At 40.2% G+C, this 13,940-nt stretch carries 10 protein-coding genes and 1 pseudogene; 5 read left to right on the top strand and 6 right to left on the bottom strand.

What is annotated here, in order from left to right; all coding sequences use genetic code 11:
* Positions 1-119: 119 nt before the first annotated feature.
* From KFE26_RS22355 to KFE26_RS22330, 6 genes and pseudogenes are all read right to left on the bottom strand, one after another.
* A complete protein-coding gene (locus tag KFE26_RS22355; protein ID WP_212601763.1) occupies positions 120-524 on the bottom strand; it encodes a DUF2787 family protein in 405 nt (134 codons plus the stop codon).
* A gap of 19 nt (positions 525-543) precedes the next feature.
* Entirely contained in the window at positions 544-987 is a 444-nt protein-coding gene (locus tag KFE26_RS22350; RefSeq protein WP_115335485.1) for a JAB domain-containing protein, read from the bottom strand.
* A gap of 69 nt (positions 988-1,056) precedes the next feature.
* A pseudogene (locus KFE26_RS22345) lies at positions 1,057-1,584 on the bottom strand (hypothetical protein); the annotation flags it as partial.
* 21 nt (positions 1,585-1,605) lie between these two features.
* Complete coding sequence (locus tag KFE26_RS22340) at positions 1,606-3,639, bottom strand: AAA family ATPase (RefSeq protein ID WP_212601761.1); 2,034 nt, start codon at positions 3,637-3,639, stop codon at positions 1,606-1,608.
* Complete coding sequence (locus KFE26_RS22335) at positions 3,636-4,571, bottom strand: site-specific integrase (protein ID WP_212601760.1); 936 nt, start codon at positions 4,569-4,571, stop codon at positions 3,636-3,638. The genes KFE26_RS22340 and KFE26_RS22335 overlap by 4 nt, the downstream gene beginning before the upstream one ends.
* A gap of 191 nt (positions 4,572-4,762) precedes the next feature.
* The gene (locus tag KFE26_RS22330) at positions 4,763-5,473 is read right to left on the bottom strand and encodes a hypothetical protein (protein WP_212601759.1); all 711 of its coding nucleotides are present in this window, start codon (positions 5,471-5,473) and stop codon (positions 4,763-4,765) included.
* 464 nt (positions 5,474-5,937) lie between these two features.
* On the opposite strand from KFE26_RS22330, the gene KFE26_RS22325 reads away from it, so the two are divergent.
* The 5 genes from KFE26_RS22325 (at position 5,938) to KFE26_RS22305 (ending at position 13,383) form a co-directional block, all read left to right on the top strand.
* On the top strand, positions 5,938-8,748 hold the full coding sequence (locus KFE26_RS22325; RefSeq protein WP_212601758.1) for a UvrD-helicase domain-containing protein: 2,811 nt from the start codon (positions 5,938-5,940) through the stop codon (positions 8,746-8,748).
* A 138-nt stretch (positions 8,749-8,886) separates the two neighbouring features.
* Entirely contained in the window at positions 8,887-9,315 is a 429-nt protein-coding gene (locus KFE26_RS22320; RefSeq protein WP_212601757.1) for a hypothetical protein, read from the top strand.
* Between the two features lie 313 nt (positions 9,316-9,628).
* Entirely contained in the window at positions 9,629-10,099 is a 471-nt protein-coding gene (locus KFE26_RS22315; RefSeq protein WP_212601756.1) for a hypothetical protein, read from the top strand.
* A 136-nt stretch (positions 10,100-10,235) separates the two neighbouring features.
* Entirely contained in the window at positions 10,236-10,910 is a 675-nt protein-coding gene (locus KFE26_RS22310; protein WP_131526010.1) for a DUF6998 domain-containing protein, read from the top strand.
* 391 nt (positions 10,911-11,301) lie between these two features.
* Complete coding sequence (locus tag KFE26_RS22305) at positions 11,302-13,383, top strand: AAA family ATPase (RefSeq protein ID WP_212601755.1); 2,082 nt, start codon at positions 11,302-11,304, stop codon at positions 13,381-13,383.
* The last annotated feature ends 557 nt before the right edge of the window (positions 13,384-13,940 follow it).

The following is a 13,940-nucleotide window of genomic DNA, read 5'->3' as shown; positions in this document are numbered from 1 at the left end:
TATTCTTTAAGACAGTCCATAGCGCAAGCAAGGAAGACATTTCCTGCTTGAGCATCAGTGTAGTCGATTTCATTTTATTTGAGATGTGACTTTTACGGCGGTTTTGAGTGTTTTGAGGGTTAATCTGCCGACACACTGACATTAAAAACGTCTAACTCCTGCCAATAGCACAGGAAGTTTTGCTCCCATATCGGGTAAAACGCTACTGCCGCTTCAATGACTAATAGGCCGCTGATGCTTTGGAATACGCCGCAACTAAAGTCAAAGTCCAGTTCTTTAACCAACTCCCATTGCCCCATTTGGCCGACATAGCAAAAGTCGGTGATGTAGCATAACTGCCATTGCTCGGCGTGTTTCTCTAGCCTTATCTCCACGGGATGAAAGCCACCCCGTTGTGGGCTGTAATCTGGATCACGAAAGTTAATCGTCACGGCATTGTGGGGTTGGTTACTGATAAACGGGGTTAATGCCAATAGCAGTCTGTCAGAGACAGGCAGGGCCAACTCTTTGTTGATGGTATTCATTGTGTGTCCTTAGTTGGTGTTAGAACAAATCGGAGTGGGTTTCGCGAAGGCTGGTAAAGCGGTTAAGGCCAATAATCACATGGTCGAGGACATTGATATCCAGCACTTTGGCGCACTCAATGACTTTACGGGTGAATTGGATATCGCTTGTGCTTGGTGTTGGATCGCCTGAAGGGTGGTTATGAACAAGGATAACGCTGGGCATATTCAGAATAACGGCCGTGCGTAACACTTCGACAGGTCGCATACTGATGCCATTCACGGAACCTGTCGCCACGACTTCCACGCAATTAATGGTGTGCTGGGTTGTCAGGTTTGCCACGATAAACATTTCTTTGGTTTCATGCTTAAGGTAGTCAAATACCTGCGCGGTATCTTCAGGCCGTGTTATGGCTTGCTCGGCCAAGGCGCACTGGGTTTCTTTGAACTGATATTTGACATTGATTTCTCGGATAATCGCCATGGTCTATCCCTATAGATGATAAAGACTCAGGAGAGAAGGGGCTTCCTTCTGCTCCTGATAGTGTGTGCATTACTTGGTGGTTTTGGCTGAGGTATCGCTCTTCGCCTCACTCTTTGCGCCTGTGCTGGCCTCAGCGCTAGCCTTAGCCTTCTTGGTCGGGAACTTAGATGCCTTGAGGATGAACTCATCTAGCTCTCCTTTCTCTACGGCATCGATAATCAGCTTAATGGTGTCAGGTAGCAGGGTTTTATCACCGACATCAATGGCGGGTTTATCCTTTACCAGTTCGATAGGCTTAATCCCGATACGGACTTCGAAGTAATAGTGACCTTCACTGTCGTAGTACCATGGGCGCACTGTGATACGGCGGCGCACCTTCTTACGCTCTCCTGTCTCTGGGTCTTTGACACTTTTCTCGCGGTAGGCTTCAAACTCGCTGCCTTGGATAAAGCATTCGGCCATATCCAATTGCTGCTTCAGCTTGTCAACCAAGCGGGTTCTTTTGCCGATGATAGGCGGCTTAACGGCGATTTCAGGGCGAGCGATAACCTTGAGCGAACTCAATAATGTTGTCATGGGGTGTTCCTTTTCGTGGTTTAGTGGGTTGTGTTGCTGGGGTTAGTTGATAAAGCCAATGCGGCGCGTGGCTTGTTTACGGTTGTTTTCTTGGGTTAACAGAGCAATCGCGGTGGCTCTGTGGTTGTGGTTAGGTTGAAATAACATGCGCCTTGCTACGATAGCGAAGTCGCCGGGCGTTAATTGTTGTAGTGCGTGAAGTTGGTCAACCTCTATCACTGTGAGTTTGTTAATCCCTAGTACCTGTCGATACAAGGTCTGGCGCTGGCTTTCAGTCAGATAGTCACAGGTCAGTTTAAAGTCAAAGCGGCGCATCACTGCGCTATCGATAGCGCTGAGTGCATTGGTCGCGGCAAACACAGGCATGGTATTGCATTCAAGCTGTGACAGCAGTTCGTTGATGAGCTGCACTTCATACTGCGCTTGAGCGCTCTCACGCTGACTGAGCAAGCTATCGACTTCATCAAAGAGCATCAGCTTCTTTGTTCTGTGCGCTTCTCTAAACAGCGCTGCAATGTTCTGCTCGCTCTCACCGACATACTTACTCAGTACATCAGAGCACTTGATGTGCATGATATCCATGCCGTGGGTTTCAGCTAAGTGATGTACCCAACCTGTTTTGCCTGTACCTGGGGGACCATTGAGTAACACCCTAACAGGCAGACTGTTGGCTATTGCGGTGTCGATATCATTGATAATGGACTGTGCATCTTGTCCGTCGATGGCGTTAAGATTTAAGCAACTGGGGTCAAAGTTGAGCTGGCCTTGATACTTAGCCGCTGGCGGCTCTTCACCACAGGCTTCAAGGGTGGCATTAATAACATCCAATACCACGATTTCAGCCTCATCCCCTGTTAAGGCTAAGGTACTTGCTACATGGGCGGCGTTCGCAATATATGCCGGAGCGGCATTAGATTTGCTCGCTAACACCAACCGAAACGCATCCGACACCTTAAGTGATTTGAGCATGGTTTTACTCATGGCAAAGCTAAAGGCTTCATCGGGTACAGGGATTTCCATCACTAACTTAAAGCGGCGTATGTAGCTTGGTTCAAGTTGCGATACATGGTTTGTAATCCAAATAGCAGGTACAGGATTGGTTTCCAGTAAGCGCATTAAGCCTTCTTTAGAGTAATGCTCATCGGCATGCTTAAACACGCTTTCGCATTCATCGACCAATAACAGGCTTTCATCTGAGCCATCGAGCAAGCTTTGCAGTAGATTAAGGTAGGTTAAGCGTTGGCTAGTCGGCTCTTTACTCAAGAACTCCTCAGTCACTTTGCCATCCTCAAACTGCACACTTTGCACTTCCACTAAGCTGCGCCGCAGTGCCTTTGCTAAGGTGCGAGATAGCTCGGTTTTACCTGTACCCGCTGCCCCATACAGTAAAATGTTAACCCCTTTAAGCCGCTGAGCCATGGCAGCCCTTAGATAGCGATACACTAAATCGGCATTCACATGCTCAAATTGTTTAAGCTTGAACTGTGCTGTGGGGCTGTGTTTGATAATCGGCGCGAGCAAGGCTTCACGGCGAGTGAGCTTTTCAGTCACCAGCAATACCCTAAACGGCTCCGGTATTCTCAACAAATGCGGTAGGAGTAATGCTGCTCCCTCAATAAAGCGATTACGGGCTAAAGGCTCTAGCTGCTCATGGATATCATCACTGCTAAGCCCTGTTTCTTGCTCTAACCAATGAATGAGGATATCGGTGTCATGGTCAGCTAACAGGTTAAGCAACTCTTTGAGCCCTGCATTGGCATTGAGCACGATGATGAGCACCATCATGGGTTTCATTGCGGCATCTAGCTTAAACAGTTCACACAGAAACCGCGCATTGTGCTGCACCGTTTCTGCCATTAGAGGGTAATTATCCTTTAGCGGAAACAACGCTAGGGTGCTGTCGATATCATGATTAATGCCATGTTGTAGCTTGATACCCACTAACGAGTTAATCGCATAGGACGGCATATATTCAAAGCCATAATTGACGGCTGACAGCAATAAGTCTTCGGCGATTTGAGTTGCAAGGTAGTAACAATGCTTAGCGTGTTTAGCGATGGGTTTGACGTTTATCATCGACTGCCGCGCCCCCGTTTAATGGGTTTATCCGGCGGGATGTAATCCAGCATCGCTGCGGCTTGCTTCATAAACGCATGGTCACGTTTATCGTAAATGGTAGTGGTGCTGATATCGGCGTGTCCTGCCATTTGGCGCACGGTATTGATATCCACATTTTGCTCAAGCAAGCGAGTAATAAAGGTACGGCGTAAATCATGGGGTGATACGTTATCCACCCCTAGCTCATACAAGGTATCTTTAACTAACCGATATAAAGCCGTTGGGGTGGTTGGCTCGGTAAGTTTAAGCTTGCCAGTCAGCGTCGACTTACACACTAAATACCCCTGCTGGCGCTGACGTAACTTAAGCCATGCCAGAAGATTTTGCTCTACCCACTCAGGCAAGAACAAGGTGCGACTCTTGTTACCTTTACCCGCAGCCACTGTCAGGGTATGCAAGTTGGCATCATAGTCGTGCAGCATCAACGCCGATAACTCACTGCGGCGCAATCCAGTACCCAAGAACAGGCTGAATATCACCAGATTACGGGTAGCAAAGGTGCCTTTTTGCGTTTTGCAGTAATCCAATACCGCGGTCACTTGCTCGGTGCTTAACGGCGTACCTTGATGCTCACCGTGCTTCACTTGATTAATGGTCTGCAAGTTAGCGACTTGCGATAAATCGGCTTTGTTCATCAAGGCTGCCACTTTGACGATATTCTTAATCGCTATCATGGCGCGGTTGATGGAACGGGCTGACCACTGCGCATGGGTCATCATTGCGCGTATTTGCAGCGCTTGTTGATAGTCTATCTGACACAGCTTGCCATCGAGACTGTCTTCTTGCCATTGCATGAGTCGCGCAATACTGCGCATTTGTGAGCTGATAGAGCGCTGACTATTAATAGACAGGCGGCTCAAATACAGCGCATAAGGGGTCGCTGTAGTCATAGAGAACTCCAGTAAGTGTATAAATTGAATTATGTTTAGAGGGTTGAACGAGAAGGGAAAAGTGATACTAGAAACACGTTCATAATATCACTTTGATGACTGAATTTCTGCCACTGTTTTTGACACGGTTGGGGGCTGGGTAACTTCTGAATGAACCACATATTTTAATATCAATTGATATCTAGCGGTAGCTATAATTCAAGCTCACGTATTCTCCGCTTTAATTTCTCATTTTCATCCAAGAGTTGTTTGTTGTCTTCACTTAATTCTCTATTGACAGTACTTCTAATTTTTTTCAGTTTTTCGAAGTTGGTAATTTTGTTGCGCTTCAATTCTTCAATGATGGCGTGAATTACTTTACCAGTTTCACCCTTGTAGCCTTTGCTTTCACTTGTCAGCGCGTCTTTTGAATATCGCTCACTAGACGCCGAGCCAAATTTATTTAACTCATCAATCAGGGTGTACATTTCCTTAACGTCACTAACACCAAAACTGCTTATATGATCAAATAATATTTTGAATATTTTATTGTCACTGGTTTCGTTTTTCTTGCCCCCTTTATCATGTTTTTTAAATTTGCTATCCTCATTTTTCAATCCAATAAAGCTAAGGATGTCATCGTATGTTTTTTCGCTAATATAAAATTTATGCCTTTTTTTGTCCTTAGCTTTTTGTTTTATACTCTTAGTCCATTTCAACCATGCTTCACCGAGTTTATCTTTTTCTAAATTAAGTGCATCAATTATTTCATGTTTTTCAGCATCATCTTTATTGCTATTTAAATCTGACAGTAGAGCACTGACTTTTTTATATAGTTTGTGCTTCTCCCCCATCTTTTTTAATAGCTCGTCTCCATCATTAATCCATTCTTCCATAGTTCTATCTCTGCGATCCCTACCCATATTAGCCCCTCCTTAAATTCATTTTACGAACCAGTTTACCAATTATTTTAGCTTGATAATTTAATCTGTCCATCGGTAATTGTATAGCATGTTCATGCCATAAATATCTGCTGTCCATGCTAAATTTATAGTCTGTCCATGCTATATTTTTCTTCGCTAAGTCAGATTTCAACTCGCTTTATTGCTTAGTGTATTCAGTTTCAGCAATGAAACTGTAGATTTGACTTGTTGTATGAGAGGATTAATCAAACTTTTGTGTAGAACGATACCTAGCTCCAATGGATGAGCTATCTTGCTCTAATCGTGTTTGGCTCTCTTTCGTCATCATACATTTCTAATGTGCTGTGATAACCACTTTGTAGCGAGATAAAAAGCAGTGGTTATCATGCTTAGATAGAGGTAGTATCGATTAGATAAATGCTCTTAAATGTCAGATCAATATTCAATTATATAGGTATTAGAGAATGAGTAGTTCTAAGCTATCTAAGAGTAATTCCAAAGCAACTACTAGCAATTCCAATGAAAACACAGTCTTTAGTAATATCGTTCCGAGTAAGATTTTTGATGTATCACGTAATGCTAAATACCCATTAGTTCAGCCAGAACTTAATCGTAAAATTGCTAAGCTTACCAATCCAGTATCATTAAACTATACAACTAATATCGCTAAGATTATGAGTGTGCTGCGAGATAGAGAAATAGTTGAGTACCAACACAGTCTCATGGAAGCAGCTATTGATGACATCAGCGAAGATACAGTTGATATTGACTATATACGCATAGGCTTGAAGCTTACTCAAAATGACATAGATAAACTATTGGATAGTGAGGATGGGTTTTGTTTTGTTAGAAATTCAGAAAATAATAATAGGCGAACATTTTTAAAAATAAAGAAATCAGGTTTGCCTTTAAAAATAAATAAAGAATTTCCTTATGAAAACTCTGGCTTTAAATCTAATTACATTATACCTTTTTACACTGACAGATATAAAATTTTTGTGGATGGTGATGATTATAGGGTGATCAATGTTCACATTGCTAATCTTAAAAATGTGCATAATAAGGACAGGGATCTTAAATATAACTGCGAGATCGAGTTTATTCCTACTCGGGTGGGTAATAAGTTAGTATCTTATATGTTGTATCAATTCCACTCTGTGTTACAGGTCAATCGCTATAATTCTTTGATGAAAAATGCGTTACTGCTGGAGTTGCATACTGGATATATTATGTATGGCGTATCTCAGCTATTCGGTTTTATGTTGACTAAAGATAATAGACGATCTGCATCTGAATGTTTACCCAAGCAAAGTAAGCGAGCAAAAGAAACCACATATATTGGCGACCGATATCACCACCGTTGTGTCGCCTACGATAAAGTTCTTAAGGAAAACAAGGTTTTCACTCGTAAATGTCTTGAAGGTTTTAATACTCAATGGAAGGATATCGCGGATCAGCTTGATGGTATTGATGACTGGTTTCCTTCGCTGGTGTGTAGCTACCGCCTTGAATCTCGTAAATTCTTTGACCCTATAAAGGATAATGTCCTTCTTAAAGATATCGAGATTTTGGACTCCTTACTTAGTGATGTTCAGTTAATCAAACCTATGTATTTAGCCGAGATAGATGATGATGCTCTTGAGGCGCTAATCAAGAATAAGAGCCTAGCGAAAGTAAAAGACCTTAGAGATCTCATTGAGCAAAGGCATGGCAAGGGTACAGCTTGCTTTGACATAGATCGTGCCAACCTCGACAAAGCGCTGATGTTAAAATTGGAGTTAGTGTTAAAAGCCATTTTCACTCCAATCAAATTGCTTGAACCAACAAAAGGTAACTATCGAAATCAAGTAAATGTCGTACGTAAAGTCATTAAGCGGATAGTCGAATCAAACAAAGAGATAAGTCACAGTCCATCGGATATCGTTTCTTCTAATAAACGAGCTGTTTATGTCGAGGGATGCCCAGGTGCAGGTAAAACACGGCTAATTGTCGACAGAGTTAAGTTTCTATTGGACTCAGGAGTTAAATCTACATCTATTACCGTTTTAGCCTACACCAATCCAGCAAAAGAGGAATTTGAGTCTAGAATTAGGGCTTTGGATGTCGATTCAAAGGGGGTTGCTGTCGACACGTTTAGTGGTTGGTGTAACAAGTTGTTGAATAGGCTAGAGGGAGTTAAGAAGACAGCGCTAACACCTGATGAGGCCAAGAAAATGCTTACCAACATTATCTACGATGGCGGTGACTATGGTGATTCGGAGATGGATATAGCTGATTTCGTTGCTCAAAAGGCATATTCAATCTTTGAGAGGATGGCAAATTTCGAGAACCAAAGTATCGATGGTGCTACAAAGAAGATAAATCCTGAATGGGTTGACGATACTGAAACATTGCAAGAGTTATTTGATGCGTATGAGGCAAGGAAAAAGGCTAAAAATAAACGTGATTTCAATGATATGCTTGTAAATGTCAAGCAGCAATTAGATGGCAAAGCTACAAGAAAGCGGCTTAAAAGCGAACTTCAGCATTTCATTGTAGATGAGGCTCAAGACTGCAACTCAGTTCAATGGGAAATTACTAAGCATTTGTATTCAGTTGGGATCAATGTCTTCATGGTTGGAGATCCCGCTCAGTCTATTTTTGAATTTCGAGGTGCTAAGAGTTACTTCCTTAAAAAGTTCGAGGATGTGTTCCCAACAAAAAGTGCTCGCTACCAACTACGGTTGAATTATCGCTCAACTCCTTCAAACGTAGAACTTGGGAATACAGTCAGGCGTAAGATTAGTCCTAAGTTCTTTACCTCTGAAAGCGCTGTAACTGGCGTGGAAGATGCGAAGCCAAGTGCGAAATATTGCTCCAATTTTGATGAGGCCTTAGCTTGGTTGGTAGAAGATATTAAGCAGCAAGAAACAGATGCTACTAGCCACTTAATCTTATGCCGCTATAGAGATCATATTTCGTTGATTAATGAAGCCATAGATCGTGCTGGGTTGAATAAGGAGTGGCAAGAAATAACACAAACCTATCATGGTGCAAAAGGTAAAGAAGCCGCTCATTGTTATGTGATAGATCCTCTTCTCGATGTAAAGGGACTCTCATCGTACAAAGAGGAATTGTGCAACACATACGTGGCAATTACGCGAGCGAAGGCTGCTATGACACTCATTATCAACAAAAATGGTAGGGCATTTTACTCTGAACCTAGTGGTAATGGAGGCAAAAAAGGGAGCATATTCCTTGAGCTGCCGAAAAATCTTCTTGAGATCGTCGACTAGCTACATAGGGAATAAATGCCATGGGACAGCGATACAAACGCAGAAACTACGCCTGCCAGATCATCTCTGACTTGTTTGTGATCGCTAGCCGCTCATCTTGGAATGGTGCTAATGGAATAATAGTTAATGAGGTTGAACATGGATAATAGAACTATAGGTGATGCAGGTGAGTATCTTGTTGCATACAATTTGAGCCGAAGAGGACTTTCCGCAGCTTTAATGAACACAGGGACGAAAGGTGTTGATATTTTAGTCACCGACGACGGAAAGAGTGTTGCAAGCCTCCAAGTAAAATCATCACAGGGAAAAAGCCAACCGAGACAATGGATGGTTGGAAAAAAACCGCCAAGTCCCTCAGATAATTTCTTTTATGTATTTTGTAATATATGGATAGATACCGAGCGCCAGCCGGAGGTATTTATAGTTCCCAGTGCAATCATTAAAGACAGTGTTGATTGGGATGCTAAAGTGCCTTTATTTAAAATCAAGCCTGAACAAGAGAGCTGCTTTTTGAATAATTGGCAACCAATCCTGAGTTTATTTTCATACACAGAACAAACGTCCTAATAGAACTGGAAACGCGTGGAGTTGCACTGATACGTGCTAAGTAACCTTGACGATTCTGTCCTGTAACAGTGGTTCGTCGGTGTAAGCAAAGGATTGTGAGAGTGGAAAACGATCTCGCCGTAGCATATTAGAAATACTTAGAATTTGTCGATTAGTATAGAAAATAGGGCATTCTTTTTATGGAGTGCTGCTGTCTGGTATCTTTTTCTAACATATTGACGTTTGTGTGGAAAACGTGCTTTATACCAAGTTTAAAGAATCGTACTTTAATTACTATCAATGGAATTGTGGGCTTGTAGCAGAGGGAAAGTAAATGAGTAAATTGCTAGAATGGAAGTTTGACGTCATCAATGATTCTCTTGATAAACTATTTGTTTTGGTTGAGAAAAATGAACATCCGCGGATGCTGGATGACTTGAATGCTTTTGTTAAAAAGACGGGCAAGCTTGAACTAGAAGACAGTTCATTCATGTCTATAAATGATTGGTTTGATTATTTAAGCCCTGAAACCCTCAAAAGCTTTAAAAGGACAATGTACGAAAAACGTAGGAAGAAAATCCGCCTTAAACATGAGACTCAGGTGGCGCTTCAGACATTGAAGGAAGTACATAAACTCAAAAGTGTTAACGATGTGATTTTATATTTGTTGGATATATATAACGAAGGTTCAGAAATAGGTGCCCCAAGACCCTATGTGCATACTATGTCTGAATCATTATACGATAAGTTTGATGAGCCAATTTTACCATTGTATCCCAGAGCTAGAGTGGCAATGTGCTCGTGATCGTTAAGGTGCTAGAGAATCTTAACTAAAGGAATTTATGTCATGGGAAGACGCTACAGACGCAGAAGCCACTCCAACCAAATAATATCAGACTCAGCTGATATCAGTAGTCGGTTGTCTTAATAGGGAGTAATCGATGGCTCTAACACAGATGCAAATCATCCAGTCTCTAGGCGAAGCGATGTCTTGGTTTGAGCGTGAGTTACAGTGGGGTGTTGAGCCAACTGAACTTCGTCATTTGATTGGACGCATTGGTGAGCTATATGCAGCACTTATCTCCAATGGTCAGATGGCCACTGAGGTAAATCAAAAGGGTTATGATGTTGTTAGTGAAAAAGGGGAAAGGATCTCTGTAAAAACAACGGCAATGATGGGACTTGGTGGTCACATTTCATTTAATCCAAAAACTCTCAGCTTAGTAGACAGAGTCATAATTCTCCGTGTTAACACTGAAGAAATGCAAATTGAATTACTGTTAGACGTCAGTGTGACTGAGGCTTTACGGTTAATGAGTGTTAATGGCACAGGGAAAAATACTATTTCTTTATCTAAGTTGATAGACCGCCCTAAGCTTACGACTGAGTTAAAACATGTTAAGACAGCTTCATACGGTAGTCGTGTAATTAAAGAACTTGAGAACGGTACTATTGAAGTTTATGTCGACGGAAAGCTGATGCCTATAGCAAAACCAGAATTGAGAAAGCTGGCTGCTGAGCTAAATCTAAGTATTTTCAATGTGAATGGTAATCCATATAACACTCGACAACTTGGTGCTGTTGTTATGAATGCTCTAGGTGCTATTAACAACTAAACCGCTACTGATAGTTAGAAGCAACCTGAGTCGCACTCACCATCTTCTCCAACTTGCACTGATAGAAATCTTTGCATTAACGCAACGGCCTGCAGAATAGGCTAAAAATCGCCATTTGTAATGCCACGCAGTTTAGAGCTGGACGATTAAAGCGCGCCAAAGAGCTAGATGTATATGTGTCAGAAGTGACAGGGCTTAAGCCGCTAGATTTTATGGAGCGGGATGATGTTACAGGGAGTGTGAGAGAGGGAAGCTTAAGCACTAAAAAACTAATAACTCTAGCAAAATACCAACTGTGACTAGGCTCCCACATCATCTATTTTAATCAGTACTTCAAGGTAAAAAAATGCATACTCAAGTTGTGTAACTCCACCTAACTTGAGGAGTAAGAATGATAAATATTCAAATAGAGAACTGTAATAGCATTGACAGTGGCGAAATTAGTATCCGCCGAAACGCCTTGAATGTTAAATACGGAATAAATGGTGCAGGGAAAAGTACCATAGCAAAAGCAATTCAATATAAAGTTAACTCTCCTGAACAATTGATTAATCTGAAGCCTTTTAAGCATGGGGATAGTAAGGAACAAGCAGTATTGCCAGCTATAAATGGTCTTGATGACATTAAATCCATTATGATTTTTGATGAAGACTTTATTAATAACTTCACTTTTAAAAAAGACGAAATAATTCAAAACAGCTTTGAGATTTTTATAAAAGATAGTGATTTTGAATTGCAGTCAGACAAAATAAATGTCTTTGTAAAAAGTATTAAAGAAGAATTCGAACAAAATGAAGAATTAAAGACTGTAACTAGTGATTTAAGTAAGCTAAGCGAAACTTTTGGTAAGAAACCAACTAAAAGTGGAATATCAAAATCTAGCAAGTTCTTTAAGTCGCTATCGGATGGAAATAAATTAATCAATATCCCTGATGATGTATTGCAATATGCTAGCTTTATAAAAAGCGATTCTAACACCCAATGGATTACATGGCAGGCAAAAGGAAATGATTTTCTAGATATAGATGAATGCTGTCCGTTTTGCGCTTCGGAGATTACTCATAAAAAGGAAGAAGTAAAAAAAATAGCAAGTACATATGAACCTAAGTTGTTCGAGCATTTGGTTGCTATATTAGACACGGTTGAAGTCTTGGGAAGTTATTTCTCTGAACAATCAAGGCAACAAATTGTTTCGATAGTTCAAAATAAAACGGGGATATCTAAAGAAGAAGAATTAACTTTAAAACAGGTCAAGGAGCAAATAGATTTATTGTTAGACAAATTGTCAGATTTAAATGCATTAAATCATATGAGTTTCACTGACAATGTGAAAGTGATTGATAAAATAACAGAGCTTGAAATCAACCTTGACTTAATTCCACATTTAAAGTCGGACAAAACGCTTGGTGTAACCAGCGGGGTAAATCAAGCTCTAAAAGAAATAAAGCAAGAAGTAATAAACCTTCAGAAAAGTGTGGGTGAACAACGTAGTTATACTAATAAGTTAATGAATAGGTATAAAAATGAAATAAATCAGTTTCTTGAAAAAGCTGGTTATAGGTATCAAGTGTTTTTCGATAGTAAAAACGCCAATTATCCAATGAAGCTCAAGCATAAAGATTTAGAAATGGGAATTCCTGAAGGTAGGCAACATTTAAGCTATGGCGAAAAAAATGCTTTCGCAATGCTTTTATTTATGTATCAATGCTTATCGACAAAGCCTGATTTAATCGTGTTAGATGATCCAATATCATCCTTTGATAAGAATAAGAAATACGCAATTATGAGAAAGTTATTTGTGGAAAGTAACTCTTTGAAAAATAGCACAGTACTTATGCTCACTCATGACTTTGATCCAATAATTGATTTTTTCAAAATTATCCCTCTTGATGATAAAAATAAAGCACATCATATTTATAGTAAACAAGGTAACCTAAAAGAATTATTAATCGAAAATTCTGACGTACTGACCTTTATTGAAGTTTGTGATAGAAATATCAAAAGGGACGTAAGCCAAATAATTAAGCTTATTTATCTTCGCAGAAAACTTGATGCAACTAATGATAAAGCTTCTGCCTATGATTTAATCTCAAATATTGCTCACAGGCGAAATGAACCGTTATATAAAGATTTATCTCCAATGTCTGATAAAGATGTGCAAGATGGTATTGACCGAATATCATCCGAAGTAAAGGATTTTGATTACCAAGAATGTATTAACATCGTAACATCTGACAAATTAATGATTGAGCTATATGAGGCTGCTACTAATGACTATGAAAAGCTTCAAATATTCAGAATATTAACGGACGGTGTAAAATTAGATAATAATTACCTCCAGAAATATATAAATGAAGTATTCCATATCGAAAACGATAATATCTCTCAACTTGACCCTAACAAATATCATTTAGTGCCAGAGTTTATAGCTGAGGAATGTAATAATTATATAGAATCACTAAAAACTCATTAACGAGTACATATCTTTAAAGGAGTTTATATCTGTATTCTATACCAGATCACGCCGTGAGGCGTCATCTACTTAAAAATATTTGCCATTACTGCAATTTAATCCATGGCACTCAACTTCAAACAGAGGTGTAATAAATTGCAGCAGTTCTAGCCGCCATACTTATTCCTAATAAAAAACTCATAAGCTAGAGTCAAATATCTAGCTTATTTATGTACCAAAGCACGTTACTAACTCTTCAGTCATGCTATTGCGTTTTCTCTGCTGATGATGAGTGAAACATTAAAGACTGATAGATATGTGACTACTTATGCATATTGTGCTGCATAAACTGAGTTTTGCATGAATCTGTTACGATAATTCACAAAACACGTCGATTAAGCGCTAAAACACGCGAAAAATGCACTTTAATAACTATTAAAGTGCCAATTTTTAGAATAAGTAATTTTTAGTGTAATTTGCATAGTATCTATTAAGTTGGACTGTTTTTTGGCTATTGCAAACTGAACGTGTTTCTACAGAGGTTATTAACTGTCTCTTATACACTTCTCCTGGCCCTC

This window comes from Shewanella sp. M16 (genome assembly GCF_018224605.1).
Lineage (GTDB): Bacteria > Pseudomonadota > Gammaproteobacteria > Enterobacterales > Shewanellaceae > Shewanella > Shewanella oncorhynchi.
This window is presented reverse-complemented; position numbering and strand designations above follow the sequence as displayed.

Coding starts and splice junctions, on each gene's coding strand:
- KFE26_RS22315 (WP_212601756.1), top strand. CDS start 9,629: ATGAGTAAATTGCTAGAATGGAAGTTTGACGTCATCAATGATTCTCTT.
- KFE26_RS22330 (WP_212601759.1), bottom strand. CDS start 5,473: ATGGGTAGGGATCGCAGAGATAGAACTATGGAAGAATGGATTAATGAT.
- KFE26_RS22325 (WP_212601758.1), top strand. CDS start 5,938: ATGAGTAGTTCTAAGCTATCTAAGAGTAATTCCAAAGCAACTACTAGC.
- KFE26_RS22335 (WP_212601760.1), bottom strand. CDS start 4,571: ATGACTACAGCGACCCCTTATGCGCTGTATTTGAGCCGCCTGTCTATT.
- KFE26_RS22310 (WP_131526010.1), top strand. CDS start 10,236: ATGGCTCTAACACAGATGCAAATCATCCAGTCTCTAGGCGAAGCGATG.
- KFE26_RS22355 (WP_212601763.1), bottom strand. CDS start 524: ATGAATACCATCAACAAAGAGTTGGCCCTGCCTGTCTCTGACAGACTG.
- KFE26_RS22340 (WP_212601761.1), bottom strand. CDS start 3,639: ATGATAAACGTCAAACCCATCGCTAAACACGCTAAGCATTGTTACTAC.
- KFE26_RS22320 (WP_212601757.1), top strand. CDS start 8,887: ATGGATAATAGAACTATAGGTGATGCAGGTGAGTATCTTGTTGCATAC.
- KFE26_RS22305 (WP_212601755.1), top strand. CDS start 11,302: ATGATAAATATTCAAATAGAGAACTGTAATAGCATTGACAGTGGCGAA.
- KFE26_RS22350 (WP_115335485.1), bottom strand. CDS start 987: ATGGCGATTATCCGAGAAATCAATGTCAAATATCAGTTCAAAGAAACC.